Source organism: Streptomyces sp. NPDC102360, assembly GCF_044766085.1.
Taxonomy (GTDB): domain Bacteria; phylum Actinomycetota; class Actinomycetes; order Streptomycetales; family Streptomycetaceae; genus Streptomyces.
The window spans coordinates 58,554-72,684 of record NZ_JBIWLG010000019.1 but is presented as its reverse complement, the minus strand read 5'-3'; the positions used below and the strand labels follow the sequence as shown (position 1 = coordinate 72,684).

At 70.4% G+C, this 14,131-nt stretch carries 17 protein-coding genes and 1 pseudogene; 12 read left to right on the top strand and 6 right to left on the bottom strand.

Annotation, left to right across the window (positions count from 1 at the left end):
• Positions 1-16: 16 nt before the first annotated feature.
• The 5 genes from ACIRHA_RS40725 to ACIRHA_RS40705 all read right to left on the bottom strand — a co-directional run bounded on the left by ACIRHA_RS40725 (position 17) and on the right by ACIRHA_RS40705 (position 5,343).
• Entirely contained in the window at positions 17-1,432 is a 1,416-nt protein-coding gene (locus ACIRHA_RS40725) for an ATP-binding protein (protein WP_403856487.1), read from the bottom strand.
• On the bottom strand, positions 1,429-2,157 hold the full coding sequence (locus ACIRHA_RS40720; protein WP_403856485.1) for a response regulator transcription factor: 729 nt from the start codon (positions 2,155-2,157) through the stop codon (positions 1,429-1,431). The genes ACIRHA_RS40725 and ACIRHA_RS40720 overlap by 4 nt, the downstream gene beginning before the upstream one ends.
• Positions 2,158-2,258: 101 nt before the next feature.
• Entirely contained in the window at positions 2,259-3,317 is a 1,059-nt protein-coding gene (locus tag ACIRHA_RS40715) for a S1C family serine protease (protein WP_403856483.1), read from the bottom strand.
• A 122-nt stretch (positions 3,318-3,439) separates the two neighbouring features.
• On the bottom strand, positions 3,440-4,462 hold the full coding sequence (locus tag ACIRHA_RS40710; protein WP_403856481.1) for a LacI family DNA-binding transcriptional regulator: 1,023 nt from the start codon (positions 4,460-4,462) through the stop codon (positions 3,440-3,442).
• Between the two features lie 53 nt (positions 4,463-4,515).
• Positions 4,516-5,343, bottom strand: coding sequence for a response regulator transcription factor (locus ACIRHA_RS40705; RefSeq protein WP_403856479.1), 828 nt, complete (start codon positions 5,341-5,343; stop codon positions 4,516-4,518).
• 249 nt (positions 5,344-5,592) lie between these two features.
• Here ACIRHA_RS40705 and ACIRHA_RS40700 point away from each other — a divergent pair, with 249 nt between their 5' ends.
• The 11 genes and pseudogenes from ACIRHA_RS40700 (at position 5,593) to ACIRHA_RS40650 (ending at position 12,791) form a co-directional block, all read left to right on the top strand.
• Positions 5,593-6,420, top strand: a complete 828-nt coding sequence (locus ACIRHA_RS40700) for an alpha/beta hydrolase (RefSeq protein WP_403856477.1) — start codon at positions 5,593-5,595, stop codon at positions 6,418-6,420.
• Between the two features lie 82 nt (positions 6,421-6,502).
• Positions 6,503-6,757, top strand: coding sequence for a MoaD/ThiS family protein (locus tag ACIRHA_RS40695; protein ID WP_389271557.1), 255 nt, complete (start codon positions 6,503-6,505; stop codon positions 6,755-6,757).
• Between the two features lie 157 nt (positions 6,758-6,914).
• Positions 6,915-7,649: pseudogene (locus tag ACIRHA_RS40690) on the top strand (hypothetical protein); the annotation flags it as partial.
• A gap of 89 nt (positions 7,650-7,738) precedes the next feature.
• Positions 7,739-8,476, top strand: coding sequence for a DUF2993 domain-containing protein (locus tag ACIRHA_RS40685; RefSeq protein ID WP_403856475.1), 738 nt, complete (start codon positions 7,739-7,741; stop codon positions 8,474-8,476).
• 212 nt (positions 8,477-8,688) lie between these two features.
• Complete coding sequence (locus ACIRHA_RS40680; protein ID WP_351257108.1) at positions 8,689-8,769, top strand: putative leader peptide; 81 nt, start codon at positions 8,689-8,691, stop codon at positions 8,767-8,769.
• 117 nt (positions 8,770-8,886) lie between these two features.
• Positions 8,887-9,732 carry a sulfurtransferase gene (locus tag ACIRHA_RS40675; RefSeq protein ID WP_403856473.1) on the top strand — a complete coding sequence of 282 codons (846 nt, stop codon included), beginning with the start codon at positions 8,887-8,889 and terminating at the stop codon, positions 9,730-9,732.
• Positions 9,733-9,764: 32 nt separating this feature from the next.
• Complete coding sequence (locus ACIRHA_RS40670; protein WP_266712503.1) at positions 9,765-10,052, top strand: DUF1416 domain-containing protein; 288 nt, start codon at positions 9,765-9,767, stop codon at positions 10,050-10,052.
• Positions 10,053-10,175: 123 nt separating this feature from the next.
• Positions 10,176-10,436 carry a DUF3099 domain-containing protein gene (locus ACIRHA_RS40665; RefSeq protein WP_403856471.1) on the top strand — a complete coding sequence of 87 codons (261 nt, stop codon included), beginning with the start codon at positions 10,176-10,178 and terminating at the stop codon, positions 10,434-10,436.
• 258 nt (positions 10,437-10,694) lie between these two features.
• Positions 10,695-11,270 (top strand): FABP family protein, encoded by a 576-nt coding sequence (locus ACIRHA_RS40660; protein ID WP_403856469.1) that lies wholly within the window; start codon positions 10,695-10,697, stop codon positions 11,268-11,270.
• 39 nt (positions 11,271-11,309) lie between these two features.
• Positions 11,310-11,756: a Fur family transcriptional regulator gene (locus ACIRHA_RS40655; RefSeq protein WP_403856467.1), complete on the top strand. Its 447-nt coding sequence runs from the start codon at positions 11,310-11,312 to the stop codon at positions 11,754-11,756.
• Between the two features lie 54 nt (positions 11,757-11,810).
• Entirely contained in the window at positions 11,811-12,791 is a 981-nt protein-coding gene (locus ACIRHA_RS40650; RefSeq protein ID WP_403856465.1) for a YgfZ/GcvT domain-containing protein, read from the top strand.
• 19 nt (positions 12,792-12,810) lie between these two features.
• On the opposite strand, the gene dtd is transcribed toward ACIRHA_RS40650, so the two are convergent.
• A complete protein-coding gene (gene dtd, locus ACIRHA_RS40645; protein ID WP_403856463.1) occupies positions 12,811-13,236 on the bottom strand; it encodes a D-aminoacyl-tRNA deacylase in 426 nt (141 codons plus the stop codon).
• A 198-nt stretch (positions 13,237-13,434) separates the two neighbouring features.
• Between dtd and ACIRHA_RS40640 the strand changes: the two genes are divergently transcribed.
• Positions 13,435-14,061 (top strand): ABC transporter substrate-binding protein, encoded by a 627-nt coding sequence (locus ACIRHA_RS40640; protein ID WP_403856461.1) that lies wholly within the window; start codon positions 13,435-13,437, stop codon positions 14,059-14,061.
• Positions 14,062-14,131: the final 70 nt, after the last annotated feature.

The window sequence follows — 14,131 nt, the reverse complement described above, 5'->3', positions numbered from 1 at the left end:
GGGCCCAGGCCCTGTCCTACGGGATCTCCGGCGGCGGTGTCGGCGCGCCGGGGAGGATCAGCGTGGCGACCGTGCCGCCGCCGTCCGCCGTCGAGAGCGCGATCTGTCCTCCGCTGGCCTCGACCGTGCGCGCCACGATCGACAGGCCGAGGCCCGAACCCGGCAGGGCGCGCGCGGTCGGTGAGCGCCAGAACCGGTCGAAGACGTACGGCAGTTCATCGTCAGGGATGCCGGGGCCGTGGTCCCGCACGGTGAGCGTGCCGCGCATCAGCCGGACCTCGACGCGGCCCTTCTCCGGGCTGAACTTCACGGCGTTGTCCAGCAGGTTCACGACCGCCCGCTCAAGTGCCGCGGGCTCGGACCGTACGTACCAGGGGGCCAGCTCCGAGGCGAAGGTCAGCTCGGGGCCGCGCAGCCGGGCGCGCTCGATGGCGCTTCGCACGGTGTCGTGCAGCGAGACCACCTTCAGCGGCCCTTCCGCCCCGGTCAGTCCCGTACGCGACAGTTCCTGAAGGTCGCCGATGAGCGCGGCAAGCTCCGTCATCTGCGCCTTCAGCGAGGCCATCAGCGCCTTGCGGTCCTCCGGGGGGATGGTGCGGCCCGTCTCCTCGATCCGGGTGAGCAGTTCGATGTTGGTACGCATCGAGGTCAGCGGCGTCCGCAGTTCATGCCCCGCGTCGGCGATGAGCTGCTGCTGGAGCTCGCGGGAGGAGGCGAGCGAGGCGGTCATCGAGTTGAACGACTCCGAGAGCCGCGCGATCTCGTCGTCGCCCTCGACCGGGATCCGGACCGTGAGGTCCTCGGTCCTGGCCACGTGCTCGACGGTCTCGGTGAGCTCGTCGACGGGGCGCAGACCGGTGCGGGCGATCCACAGACCGGCGGCCGTGGAGCCGAGGACACCCACGCCGCCCACGGCGAGGAGCAGCCAGGCCAGGGTGGTCAGGGGCTTGGTGATCTCGTCGAGGGGGGTGGCGATGGAAACGGCACCGCCCTTGACCGGGTTGTCGTTGAAGCTGAACGGCACGGTGAGAACCCGCATGGCCGTTTCGTTCTCGGCGTCCGTGGTGTGCAGCGCCTCCTTCGACGTGCCCTCGGCCACGGCGATGTCGGACGGCTGCGCCGGGATCGTCGATTCGCCGCGCCACGTGCAGACGCGGCCGTCGGCGGAGATGAGCTGGATGGTCGGTCCGGGCAGCCCGCGCTGGTTGGAGGAGGAGGTGCAGCCAAGCACCGCGGTGACCTGACGGGACTGGTTCAGCGAGCCGACCTGTGCGTGCAGGTCGTGGTCCATCTGCGCGTACAGCTGCCCGCGCGTGATGAACCAGCAGGTCACCGCCACCGCGGCGACCGCTGCCGCCACCGCGACCGCCACCAGGAGCGCGATCCGCGACCTCAGCGGCAGCGTCCGCAGCCGCCGGACGAGCTTGCTCACTCGGCCGCCCCGTCGGACCGCAGCACGTATCCCACGCCCCGCACGGTGTGCACGAGGCGCGGTTCGCCGCCCGCCTCGGTCTTGCGCCGCAGGTACATGACGTAGACGTCCAGGGAGTTGGAGGACGGCTCGAAGTCGAAGCCCCAGACCGCCTTGAGGATCTGCTCGCGCGTGAGGACCTGGCGGGGGTGCGCGAGGAACATCTCCAGGAGCGTGTACTCGGTGCGGGTCAGCTCGACCGCGCGCCCGCCGCGCGTGACCTCCCGGGTCGTCAGGTCCATCCGCAGGTCGCCGAAGGAGAGTGCGTCGGAGTCGGCGGCTTCGTCGCCGGCGGCCGCGTAGGAGCTGCGCCGCAGCAGGGCCCGCACCCGCGCGAACAGTTCGTCGAGCTCGAACGGCTTGACCAGGTAGTCGTCGGCGCCCGCGTCGAGGCCGGTGACCCGGTCGCCGACCGTGTCACGGGCGGTGAGCATGAGGATCGGGGTGGTGGAGCCGGTGGCGCGCATCCGTCGGGCGGCGGTCAGGCCGTCCATGCGGGGCATCTGAATGTCGAGGACGACCAGGTCGGGGCGGTACGAGGCGACCTTCTCCAGGGCGTCGGCGCCGTCGACCGCGACCTCGGTGCCGTAGCCCTCGAAGGCGAGAGAACGCTGGAGTGCCTCCAGTACCGCGGGCTCGTCGTCGACGATGAGGATGCGGTGCGGGTCGCCTTCGGCGGGACTCATGGGTTGTGCTTCCTGTCGGTCGGTACGGGTGGGTGGGCGGCGCCTCTCAGCGTCGCACGGCCACCCGGCGTGTGCGTGCCGCGCGTCGCGTGCGCGGCACGTCAGCTGTCGGTGCCGCCGGCGCGCAGCGTGTCCAGGTCCGCCTTGACCGTGTTGATCGGGATGGCGAAGCCGAGGCCCACGCTGCCGTTGCTGGACGACGATGTGGAGGAGTCCGAAGCGGACGAGTACATCGCCGAGTTGATGCCGATGATGTTGCCGTTCATGTCGATCAGGGCGCCGCCGGAGTTGCCCGGGTTGAGGGACGCGTCGGTCTGGATCGCCTTGTACGTCGTCTTGGACGAGCCGGTGTTGCCGTTGAACTCCTGGCCGCCGAACTCGAACGGCCACTCGCCGCTGCCGCCGCTGCCGCCCTGCTGTTGCTGCTGGCCCTCGTCGGTGGAGACGGTGACGTCGCGCTGGAGCGCGGAGACGATGCCGCTGGTCACGGTGCCGGTCAGGCCCTCGGGCGAGCCGATCGCGACGACGTCGTCGCCCACCTTGACGCCCTCGGAGTCGCCGAGTGTCGCGGCCTTGAGGCCGGAGGCGTTCTTCAGCTTGATGAGCGCGAGGTCCTTCTTCGCGTCGGTGCCGACGACGTCCGCCGTGTACGTCTTGCCGTCGCTCGTCGAGACCTTGACGGAGGAGGCGCCGGACACGACGTGGTTGTTGGTGACGATCTCGCCGTCACCGGTGATGATCACGCCGGAGCCGGTCGAGGACCCGGAGCCGAGCGTCGCGTTGACCTCGACTATCGACGGGCTGACCGCCTCCGCGACGCCGGACACGGTGCCCTTCTTGCTGCTGGGCACCACCGTGGTGCTGGTGGAGGACGAGGCCGTGGCGGAGCCGGTGAACTCCTGGAAGGCGTACGCGGTGCCGCCGCCGACGGCCGCCGCCGCGATCGCCACCGCGGTGATCAGCCCGGCCGGCCCGCGCAGCCGCTTCTTCTTCGGGGTGCCGTGCTGCGGGTGCTGCTCGTGCTGCGCCTGCTCCTGCTGCGGCTGCTCGTACCGCGGCTGTTCGTGCGTCTGCTCGGAGAGCACCACGCCCGGCAGGTACGGGGGCTGCGGAGGGTGGGCCTGGGAGTCATCGCCGCTTCGGCGGTAGGTCTCGGTCATGGCACCAAGCCTGTGACGCGTACATGAGAGCTGCCTGAGTGCTCCCTGAGAGTCCCAACAGAACCCTGTTTGCCCGAAATAAAGGTCGACCCCGACCAATGATCCGGCGACCCGCAGAGCGGCTACGCGCAGCCGCAGGACTGCCGGACGACCAGCCGCGAGGGGAACAGCTTCAGCCGCTCGCGCCGCGACCCTGCCACCCGCAGCGAGTCGTCCAGTACGAGGTCCACGGCGGCCCGCGCCATCGCCGGACGGTCCGAGGCGACGGTGGTCAGCGTCGGATCGGTGAGCCCCGCCTCCTTCACGTCGTCGAACCCGGCCACCGCGAGACTGCCCGGCACGTCGATGCGCAGCTCGCGCGCGGCCCGCAGCACACCGATGGCCTGGTCGTCCGTCGAGCAGAAGACCGCGGGCGGCCGGTCGGGCCCTGACAGCAGGCCGAGCGCCATCTTGTAGGCGTCGTAACGGTTGTACGGCGCCTCGAAGAGCCGTCCCTCGATGGACCGCCCCGCCTCCTTCATGGCACGGCGCCAGCCCTCGACGTGGTCGGAGACCGGGTCGCCGACGGAGGGGGTGTCCGCGGTGCCGCCCACACAGGCGACGTAGTCGTGGCCGTGCTCCAGGAGGTGGCGGGTGGCGAGCTGGGCGCCGCCCACGTCGTCGGTCACGACCGCGACGTCGTCGATCGCCTCGGGCCGCTCGTGCAGTAGCACGACGCGGGCGTCCCAGGCCTCGATCTCGTTCGCCGCGAGGTCGTTGAAACCGTGCGAGACGAGGATCAGCCCGGAGACCCGCATGCCGAGGAAGGCGCGCACATAGTGGACCTCACGGTCCGGCACGTAGTCCGAGTTCCCGACCAGGACCATTTTTCCGCGCTCCGACGCCGCCTGTTCGACGGCGTGCGTCATCTCCGCGAAGAACGGCTGGCGCGCGTCCGGCACGATCATGCCTATGAGGTCGGTCCGCCGCGAGGCCATGGCCTGGGCGACCCGGTCGGGCCGGTACCCCAGCTCCTTGATCGCGGCGAGCACCCGCTCGCGCGTGGCCGGGGCGACCGGCCGGGGTCCGTTGTTGATCACGTAGGACACGACGGCGGTCGAGGTACCCGCCAGCCGCGCCACATCGTCCCGAGTCACCTTGGCCACGCGCGGAGTCTACGCGGATGGACCACCCTCTGGGCAGGTCGTGAGCCGCACGGCTAACGGCGCACGGAGGTTGGGCGGCCCGCTCCGTCCACAGGGGACGGGACCTTGTCCGGGTTGGCTGCGTTATCCGCCTGGTTCGCGGCGGCGGCCTCCTGCTCGGCCTTCTTCTCGGCCCGCGCCTCGGCGTTCTTCTCCGCCTTCTTCTCCGGCTTCTCCGGGGTGACGAAGCGGTAGCCCACGTTGCGCACGGTGCCGATGAGCGACTCGTGCTCGGGCCCGAGCTTGGCGCGCAGCCTTCGCACGTGCACGTCCACGGTCCGGGTGCCGCCGAAGTAGTCGTAGCCCCAGACCTCCTGGAGCAGCTGGGCGCGCGTGAACACGCGGCCGGGGTGCTGCGCCAGGTACTTGATGAGCTCGAACTCCTTGAAGGTCAGGTCGAGGACCCGGCCCTTGAGCTTCGCGCTGTACGTCGCCTCGTCCACCGAGAGATCGCCGTTGCGGATCTCCATGGGGGAGTCGTCGGTGACGATCTGCTGCCGGCCCATGGCGAGCCGGAGGCGGGCCTCGACCTCCGCGGGTCCCGCGGTGTCCAGGAGTACGTCGTCGATGCCCCAGTCGGCGGTGACGGCGGCGAGGCCGCCCTCCGTCACGACGAGCACCAGCGGACAGCCGGGCCCCGTGGAGCGGAGCAGCTGACAGAGGCTGCGGACCTGAGGGAGATCCCGGCGCCCGTCGATGAGGATGACATCGGCACCGGGGGTGTCGACGAGGGCGGGGCCCTCCGCCGGGGCCACTCGCACGTTGTGCAGGAGCAGGCCGAGAGCGGGGAGCACCTCCGTCGACGGCTGAAGGGCATTGGTGAGGAGCAGAAGAGAGCTCATCGGTCCCCACCTGCCCTGGGGGTCGTCATACGTTCGTGCACGGTTCGCTCGCCCATAACGTCTGGTTCCTCCTCGGTCCCATCGAGGACGTTTGCGGCACTGCTTCGTACAAGGCCGGGACCCCGCGCCCGCGGGTCCTGACCTGTGGTTCTGCTGGTGTTTTCGGGGCGTCGTATACAACGGCCCTGAAAGCACAAAAGGACCCGGGGGCTGCATTGCCCGAGTCCTCTTCCCAGCAGAATAGCCCACATGACTTGGGGTCCGGCAGGTGACGAGCGTGGATCTTCTGTGTGGCCGATCACCGAACGGAGGCGGCGCGTGATGCTCCGGACACGCGACGGGGTCGCCATCGACGCCGCCTACGAGCCCGGTCCGGGCGGCCCCGAGACCCCGGCGATCGTGCTCGCGCACGGCTTCACCGGCGATCTGGAGCGGCCCCGCGTGCGCCGCGCGGCGGCGGTGTTCGCGCAGCGTGCGGCCGTGGTCACGTTCTCGTTTCGGGGCCACGGGCGCTCCGGCGGGCGGTCCACGGTCGGCGACAAGGAGGTGCTCGACCTCGCGGCGGCGGTCGAGTGGGCGCGCTCGCTCGGCCACGCGCGCGTGGTGACGGTCGGCTTCTCCATGGGCGGTTCCGTGGTGCTGCGGCAGGCCGCGCTGCACAGGGGGCGCACGGAAGCGCGCGTTGACGGGGTCGTCGCGGTGAGCGCCCCCGCCCGGTGGTTCTACCGCGGCACGCCTTCGATGCGGCGGGTGAACTGGGCGGTGACCCGGCCCGTCGGGCGCCTTGTCAGCCGCTTCGGGCTGCGCACGCGGATCCACCCGTACGGCTGGGACCCGGTCCCGCTCTCCCCGGTCGAGTCGGTTCCGCTGCTCGCGCCGACCCCGCTGCTCGTGGTGCACGGCGACCGTGACCCGTACTTTCCCGTCGACCACCCCCGGATGCTGCTCGGTGCGGCGGCCGAAGGGGACGCGGAGCTGTGGCTCGAACCGGGGATGGGCCACGCCGAGAACGCGGCGAGCGACGAGCTGATCGAGCGGATCGGGGCGTGGGCCGCGGCGACGCTTGCCGCACAATAGGACGCCGCACACAGAGCGGGACCGAACAGAGCGGGACCGAACAGAGCGGGACCGAACAGAGCGGGACCGAGAGGAGTCGGGAATGGCGCAGGGCACGATCCGCTTCTGGGCCGCGGCCAAGGCCGCCGCCGGCGTCGCCGAGGAGCCGTACGAGGCCGAGACCCTGGCCGTGGCGCTGGAAGCGGTGCGTACGCGGCACCCCGGCGATCTCGTCCGGGTCCTCCAGCGTTCCTCGTTCCTGGTGGACGGGGACCCGGTCGGGACCCGCGGCCATGAGACGGTACGGCTTGCCGAGGGCGGCACGGTCGAGGTGCTCCCGCCGTTCGCAGGAGGATGACACCCCGATGAGCAACAACCAGCAGTATCCGTATCAGTACGACGCGTACGGGCAGGTGCAGCCGGCGCCGGTGCCGCAGCAGCAGTGGTCGTACGAGGCCGCGCCCTCGGCGTCGGAGGGGCTTGAAAGGCCTGCTCAAACGCCGCAGGGGCTTGGACGGCGGGCGCGTCGCTCTCCCGTCATCGAGCCGGGGTTGCAGCCCGCCGCGATCACTGCCGTGCTCGCGGCGTTGCTCGCGGGGGGCGCCGCCATCGGGTCGTACGCGCTGCTCGTCCCGCTGGTGGTGCTGCAGGCGGTCACGGCCGCGGGCTGGTTCCGGCTCAACGGGATGTGGCCCGCGCGCCAGGGCATCGCGCTCGCCTTCATGGGCGGCGTCGCCGCCGATGTCGCGCTGCTCGTGGCGGGCCGGGACAACGGCCCCGCCGCGATCCTCGGCACGCTCGGCGTCTGGGTGCTGCTCACCCTGGTCCTCCAGCTGCGCTCGCACGCCGACCCGGACGAGCGGATGTACGGCCTGATGGCGACCGTGGCCTCGGCGGCCCTGGCGATCGTCGCGGCCGGACACCTGGCGGCCGAGCCGGAAGCGGTGACGGTCGGCGGGGTGGCCGTGGCGGTCGCGATCCTGGCCCGCGCGCTGCCGCTGCCGACGGTCGCGTCCGTGATCGTGGCGCTGCTCGCGGCGACCGGTGCGGGGGTCGCGGCCGGCGGGGTGACCGGGTTCGGTACGGGGGGTGCCTTCCTCGGCCTCGGTGCGGGCGCCTGCGCCGTCATCGGCCACCGCGTCGCGTCGTACGACTACCCGTCCCGGTTCGTCCACATGACGGCGGGCGTAGCGCTGCCGCTGGCCGCGTCGGCCCCGGCGGTCTGGCTGCTTGGCCGCGCGCTCGGATAGCCCACTCAAGCCCTGGCGGCCCACATCAAGCCCCGCGCCTCAAACGCCGGCGGGGCTTGACGTGCCGACGTTCGCGTACCCTCCCCGCCATGCGCGCACTGCGAATACTGCTGATATTTGTCGTCGTCATCGGCGGCCTCTTCGTCGCGGCCGACCGCATCGCGGTCCACTTCGCCGAGAGCAAGGCCGCCGACAAGATCCGCACGAGCGAGGGGCTCGGACAGACCCCCGACGTGTCGATCAAGGGCTTCCCGTTCCTGACTCAGGTCGCGGGCGGCACCCTCGACGACGTCGAACTCGGCATCCAGGACTTCGAGGCGAAGAGCGGCAAGAGCGACGACGCCGGCATCCGCATCGCCGACCTCAAGGCCGAGATGCATGGCGTGAAGTTCGACAGCAGCTACAGCTCCGCCACCGCCGGCTCGGCCACCGGCACCGCCCGTATCGACTACGCCGAGCTCCTCAAGGCCGTGAAGAAGCAGGGCCCGGCGCAGGTCGCCCCCGGCGTGACCGCGTGGATCGACGGCCTCGCGTACGCCGGTGACCACAAGGTCAAGGTGACGGTCGCCGTCAAGACTCCGCTCGGCACGGTGCGGCCCACGGTGCGCAGCACGGTGAACGTCGACGGCGGCAAGGTGTCCGCCCGCGCCGGCAGCCTGCCGGACATCCCCGCGTTCGACCTGGCGAAGGACCGGATCCGGGGGGTCATCGACTTCCAGCAGGCGCTCGACGACCTGCCGGCCGGCATCGAGCTCGACCGGGTGCAGGCCGTCGGCCAGGGCATCGAGATCACGGTGAAGGGTTCGGACCTCGACCTGGTCGGGTAGGCCGGGGAAGACGTCGGAACGGGCCACGGACACCGTTGGTCCGAACTGCGAGACGACGGCGTCCGCAGAGTAGATGTCGAGGGGCGCCCGGCGGTGCGGCGGCGGGACGAATGCCGCCCCGGAACGCGATCGTTCTCATATTCCGGACGATCTCGTCTCACCATCCGACATGCCGGTGACACGGCCACCGGTACGTCCTTACGATCGGACCCATGAAGCGACAGGCGGATCTCACGAAGCGGCGGGCAGTAGACCTGTGCCGCGTCGCCGCCATGCTCTGTCGCACCGCCTGAGCGGGACGGAGCAACTCCCGCTTTTCCCGGACCCCTTGAGGCCGATGCCTCGGGGTCCCCGTGCAGCTGTGCACACCCCTTTCGCATGCCCCCGCAACTGCCCCGGAGGAAGACAGCATGAGCCGCAGTGACGTCCTGGTAGACGCCGACTGGGTCGAGGCCAACCTCGACAACGACAGCGTGGCCATCGTCGAGGTCGACGAGGACACGTCCGCGTACGACAAGAACCACATCAAGAACGCGATCCGGATCGACTGGACCAAGGACCTCCAGGACCCGGTCCGCCGTGACTTCATCGACCAGGCCGGCTTCGAGGAGCTGCTGTCGAAGAAGGGCATCGGCAACGACACGACCGTCGTCCTCTACGGCGGCAACAACAACTGGTTCGCGTCCTACGCGTTCTGGTACTTCAAGCTCTACGGCCACCAGGACGTCAAGCTCCTCGACGGCGGCCGCAAGAAGTGGGAGCTCGACTCCCGCGACCTGGTCGACGGCTCGCAGGTCCCGAACCGCCCGGCCACGCAGTACAAGGCCAAGCCGCAGGACACGTCGATCCGCGCCTTCCGCGACGACGTCGTCGACGCGATCGGCAACAAGAACCTCGTCGACGTGCGCTCGCCCGACGAGTTCTCCGGCAAGCTGCTCGCCCCGGCCCACCTCCCGCAGGAGCAGTCGCAGCGTCCGGGCCACGTCCCGTCCGCGCGCAACATCCCGTGGTCGAAGAACGCCAACGACGACGGCACCTTCAAGTCGGACGACGAGCTCAAGGCCCTCTACGAGGACGAGCAGGTCGACCTGGCCAAGGACACCGTCGCGTACTGCCGCATCGGTGAGCGTTCCGCGCTCACCTGGTTCGTGCTGCACGAGCTGCTCGGCCAGGAGAACGTCAAGAACTACGACGGCTCGTGGACCGAGTACGGCTCCCTCGTCGGCGTGCCGATCGAGCTCGGCGCCAACAAGTAACCCAGCGACCTTTCACTTCCTAGGAGAGCGACATGTGCGGAGCGAAGGCCGGCGGCCCCGACGCCTCGACGATCAAGCCCGGTGAGACCACGATCCAGGGCCAGGTGACCAAGGACGGCGAGCCCGTCACCGGTTACGTGCGCCTCCTGGACTCGACCGGCGAGTTCACCGCCGAGGTCCCCACCTCGGCCACGGGCCAGTTCCGCTTCTACGCGGCCGAGGGCACGTGGACCCTGCGCGCCCTGGTCCCCGGCGGCCAGGCCGACCGTACGGTCGTCGCCCAGACCGGCGGGCTCGCGGAGGTCGCGATCGCCGTCTGAGCGGTCACACACGACGGCTGAAGGGCCGCACCCCGCCTGGGTTGGACGCCACTGGTACGGGTGCGGTCCTTCGGCATGTCCGAGGCCGGTGCCGGGCCGTGCCCGCGGGCTTACGCTGAAGGTATGTACGCACGGCGAAAGCACGTCTACTTCGCCATGATGGGCGTCTGCATCGGCCTGTTCGTGCTGGCCTGGGGCGTCGTGCGGCTCTGGTCCGTGCCGGCCGCCGTGGCCATGTGCGTCGTCGCCATGGTCATCCCGCCGGTCGCCGCCATCGTCGCCAACCGGCGCGGGCCCGACGACCGCTGGTGGGACGATCCCTCGGGCGATGAGAAGTCCGACGACTGGTGGGACGAACTGGACGGCAAGAAGCGCCCCCGGTGAGACCCCCGATGAGACTCCCGCTGACACCCGCTGTGACCGACCTCGCCGAGAGGGCCGGTGCCCGGACGACTACAGTGGGGTCCGGCTCTGTTATCCGCATACGTTCCGCTCACCGAGGAGCAATCCCGTGCTTGAGGCCTTCTTCTCCACCCTTCTCGTCCTGGTCTGCGTCGGCGTTGTCGCCTTCGCGGGTCTGACCGTGAAGAAGCTGTACCAGGGCCAGCGCTGACCCCCCACTGAGAGACGTCTGAACCGCTCATGATCCAGATCCCGTCCGACCTGAACCCCGACCTCGTCCCCCTCGCCTTCCTCCTGGGCGACTGGGCGGGCGCCGGCGTCACCGACTTCCCGGGCGCCGAGAAGGCCAACTTCGGTCAGGAGGTCTCCTTCACCCACGACGGGCGGGACTTCCTGGAGTACCGCTCGCACACCTGGGTCCTGGACGCCGAGGGCAACAAGGTGAAGCCTCTGGAGTCCGAGTCGGGCTTCTGGCGGATCGGCAAGGACCGCAAGGTCGAGGTCGTCATGGTCCGTGACGACGGTGTCGTCGAGGTCTGGTACGGCGAGCTCGCCGACAAGAAGCCGCAGATCGAGATCGCCACGGACGCGGTGGCCCGCACCGCGGCCTCCGGCCCGTACAGCGGCGGCAAGCGCCTCTATGGCTACGTGAAGAGCGATCTGATGTGGGTCGGCGAGAAGCAGACCCCCGAGGTTCCGCTGCGCCCGTACATGTCCGCCCAGCTCAAGAAGGTCATCTCGCCCGAGGACGTCGCCGAGATGGCGCGCAACCTTCCGGACGACGCCCCGGACGACGGCATCGCCTTCTTCAAGTAGGTCGAATCGCTTTCCTCAAGTGGTTCTACACTCGGCGGTGTGGTGAGCACCGAAGGTATCGACTGGAAGAGCGATCTGCGGCAGCGCGGCTACCGGCTGACGCCGCAGCGCCAGCTTGTCCTCGAAGCCGTGGACACCCTTGAGCACGCGACCCCCGACGACATCTTGTGCGAAGTGCGCAAGACGGCGTCGGGGGTCAACATTTCGACGGTCTACCGGACCCTGGAGCTCCTGGAGGAGCTCGGGCTCGTCTCGCACGCCCATCTCGGGCACGGCGCGCCCACGTACCACCTCGCCGACCGACACCACCACATCCACATGGTGTGCCGCGACTGTACGAACGTGATCGAGGCGGATGTGGACGTGGCGGCGGAGTTCACCGCCAAGCTGCGCGAGGAGTTCGGTTTCGACACCGACCTCAAGCACTTCGCGATCTTCGGCCGCTGTGAGAACTGCGCCAAGGACAAAGGGCGTACGCAGGAATAGCGGAGGCTCCGCAGGAATAAGCGCGTCCGCCCACTCGTCGTAGTGTGTGTGAACATGCAGCGACTTTCACCGAGCAGCCCCCTGCTGACCCTGCCCGGCGCCGTCCCCGCCGAGGGCGTGGACGAAGGCGTCGCCGCGCACTACGGCGACCTGTTCCGCGAGCAGCGCGCCCTCGCCGACGGGGCGGGCGTCGTCGACCTGTCGCACCGCGGCGTGATCACGGTCACCGGCGCGGACCGGCTGAGCTGGCTGCACCTGCTGCTCACCCAGCATGTGGAGCAGCTGCCGCCCGAGCAGGCCACCGAGGCGCTGATCCTCTCCGCCAACGGACACATCGAGCACGCCCTGTACCTCGTCGACGACGGTACGACGACGTGGGCGCACGTCGAGCCGGGCACGCAGGAGGCCCTCCTCGCGTACCTGGAGTCCATGAAGTTCTTCTACCGGGTCGAGGCCGCCGACCGGACGGACGAGTTCGCCGTCGTGCATCTGCCGGCCGGGTCGATCGCGCCGGTGCCGGACGGGGTGGTGGTGCGCGAGACGCCGCACGGCCGGGATCTGTTCCTGCCGCGCGCCGACCTGGAGTCGTACGCGGGGGAGAACGGCCCGGTGGCCGGGCTGCTCGCGTACGAGGCGCTGCGCGTCGAGCAGCACCGGCCGCGCTTCGGCTTCGAGACGGACCACCGCACCATCCCGCACGAGCTGGGCTGGATCGGCTCGGCCGTGCATCTGCAGAAGGGCTGCTACCGGGGGCAGGAGACCGTCGCCCGCGTGCACAACCTGGGGAAGCCGCCGCGGCGGCTCGTCTTCCTGCACCTGGACGGCAGCGAGGTGCACCTGCCGCCGCACGGCGCCGAGGTGCGGCTCGCCGCGGACGGTCCCGAGGGCCGGAAGATCGGTGTCGTGACGACCTCCGTACGCCACCACGAGCTCGGCCCGATCGCGCTCGCGGTCATCAAGCGGAACGTGCCGGCCGACGCGGAGCTCCTCGCGGAGGCCACGGCGGCGGCGCAGGAAGTCGTCGTCGAGCCGTAGCCACTCCGTACGAGAGGGGCTACATCTCCAGCAGCACCGTGAACGGGCCGTCGTTCGTCAGGGACACCCGCATCTTCGCCCCGAACCGGCCCGTGGCCACGGTCGCGCCGAGCGCCCGCAGCCGCGCCACGACCTCGTCGACCAGCGGCTCGGCGACGGGGCCTGGCGCGGCGGCGTTCCAGGTGGGGCGGCGGCCCTTGCGGGCGTCTCCGTAGAGGGTGAACTGGCTGATCACGAGGAGCGGCGCGTCGATGTCGCTGCACGACTTCTCGTCGGCCAGCATCCGTACCGACCAGAGTTTGCGGGCCAGTTGGGCCGCCTTCTCCTTGGTGTCCTCGTGCGTGACCCCGACGAGGACGCACAGGCCCTCGCCCTTGATCTCGCCCACGACTTCGTCCTCGACGACGACGCTCGCGCCGTCCACCCTCTGCACCACTGCTCGCATACGGCCATCATGCCGTGCGCCGATTTTCTTGCTCCGCAAGGGGTTTGACATACTCCCCAACCCCCCATCCGGGGCGGATATGGGGCACTCGGGCCCGAAGTGACCACCGGGAGTGGCACCATGCTGACACGCGGTGCGCCGGTGGCGTGCGGCGCGGTCCGGTCGAGGGGACGGTAAGCAACCATGGATACCCATGCCATGAGCCACACAACGAGTACGGGGCTGCCGGGGCAGCCCGTATCGCTGACGCACAGGGAACGGGTGGCCCCGCTGACCCGCCCGCCGGCCCAGCGGACCGACAGCCCGGAGCTGCCCGCCGCGCCGGCCGTGGACCTGTCGGCCCTGCGCCTGCCGGAGCTGCGCACGCTGCGCCGCGACTCGCAGCAGAACGAGGCGGACCTCAGCTACGTACGACGCCTGCTCCAGGGCCGGATCGACATCCTGCGGGCCGAGCTGGACCGGCGGAAGGACCCCGAGGCGCCGGTCGTGGACCGGCTGTCGGAGATCCTGCGGGACCAGCCGACGAGCCACCGCTCCTCCGCCCGGCACGTCACTCTCGGCACGCCGCTCAGTGACGAGTCCCGGCGCCTCGCGCAGGAGATGCTCGCCGAGGTCGAGCTCTCCGACCTGGTCGCCCGCACGGACGACGAGCTGCGCACGGCGATGGGCCGCCTCGTCCGCTACGAGCAGCAGGTCTCGCGCCGCCGCCACCAGCTTCAGCGCACGGCGGACGACTGCAGCGCCGAAATCGCCCGCCGCTACCGCGCGGGCGAGGCTCAGGTGGACGATCTCCTCACCGGCACGACCCGCCTGGCCGGCGACTGAGCCCTCAAGCCCTCGCCGGGCGGGCCTGCTCAATCTCCCCCAGCCAACGCTGGGAGGTGCCCCCTGCAGG

What these genes read in the sequence shown, in the direction of transcription:
- ACIRHA_RS40720 (WP_403856485.1), bottom strand. Translation starts at nt 2,157, where the DNA reads ATGAGTCCCGCCGAAGGCGACCCGCACCGCATCCTCATCGTCGACGAC.
- ACIRHA_RS40715 (WP_403856483.1), bottom strand. Translation starts at nt 3,317, where the DNA reads ATGACCGAGACCTACCGCCGAAGCGGCGATGACTCCCAGGCCCACCCT.
- ACIRHA_RS40705 (WP_403856479.1), bottom strand. Translation starts at nt 5,343, where the DNA reads ATGAGCTCTCTTCTGCTCCTCACCAATGCCCTTCAGCCGTCGACGGAG.
- ACIRHA_RS40700 (WP_403856477.1), top strand. Translation starts at nt 5,593, where the DNA reads ATGACTTGGGGTCCGGCAGGTGACGAGCGTGGATCTTCTGTGTGGCCG.
- ACIRHA_RS40695 (WP_389271557.1), top strand. Translation starts at nt 6,503, where the DNA reads ATGGCGCAGGGCACGATCCGCTTCTGGGCCGCGGCCAAGGCCGCCGCC.
- ACIRHA_RS40685 (WP_403856475.1), top strand. Translation starts at nt 7,739, where the DNA reads ATGCGCGCACTGCGAATACTGCTGATATTTGTCGTCGTCATCGGCGGC.
- ACIRHA_RS40680 (WP_351257108.1), top strand. Translation starts at nt 8,689, where the DNA reads ATGAAGCGACAGGCGGATCTCACGAAGCGGCGGGCAGTAGACCTGTGC.
- ACIRHA_RS40675 (WP_403856473.1), top strand. Translation starts at nt 8,887, where the DNA reads ATGAGCCGCAGTGACGTCCTGGTAGACGCCGACTGGGTCGAGGCCAAC.
- ACIRHA_RS40670 (WP_266712503.1), top strand. Translation starts at nt 9,765, where the DNA reads ATGTGCGGAGCGAAGGCCGGCGGCCCCGACGCCTCGACGATCAAGCCC.
- ACIRHA_RS40665 (WP_403856471.1), top strand. Translation starts at nt 10,176, where the DNA reads ATGTACGCACGGCGAAAGCACGTCTACTTCGCCATGATGGGCGTCTGC.
- ACIRHA_RS40660 (WP_403856469.1), top strand. Translation starts at nt 10,695, where the DNA reads ATGATCCAGATCCCGTCCGACCTGAACCCCGACCTCGTCCCCCTCGCC.
- ACIRHA_RS40650 (WP_403856465.1), top strand. Translation starts at nt 11,811, where the DNA reads ATGCAGCGACTTTCACCGAGCAGCCCCCTGCTGACCCTGCCCGGCGCC.
- dtd (WP_403856463.1), bottom strand. Translation starts at nt 13,236, where the DNA reads ATGCGAGCAGTGGTGCAGAGGGTGGACGGCGCGAGCGTCGTCGTCGAG.
- ACIRHA_RS40640 (WP_403856461.1), top strand. Translation starts at nt 13,435, where the DNA reads ATGAGCCACACAACGAGTACGGGGCTGCCGGGGCAGCCCGTATCGCTG.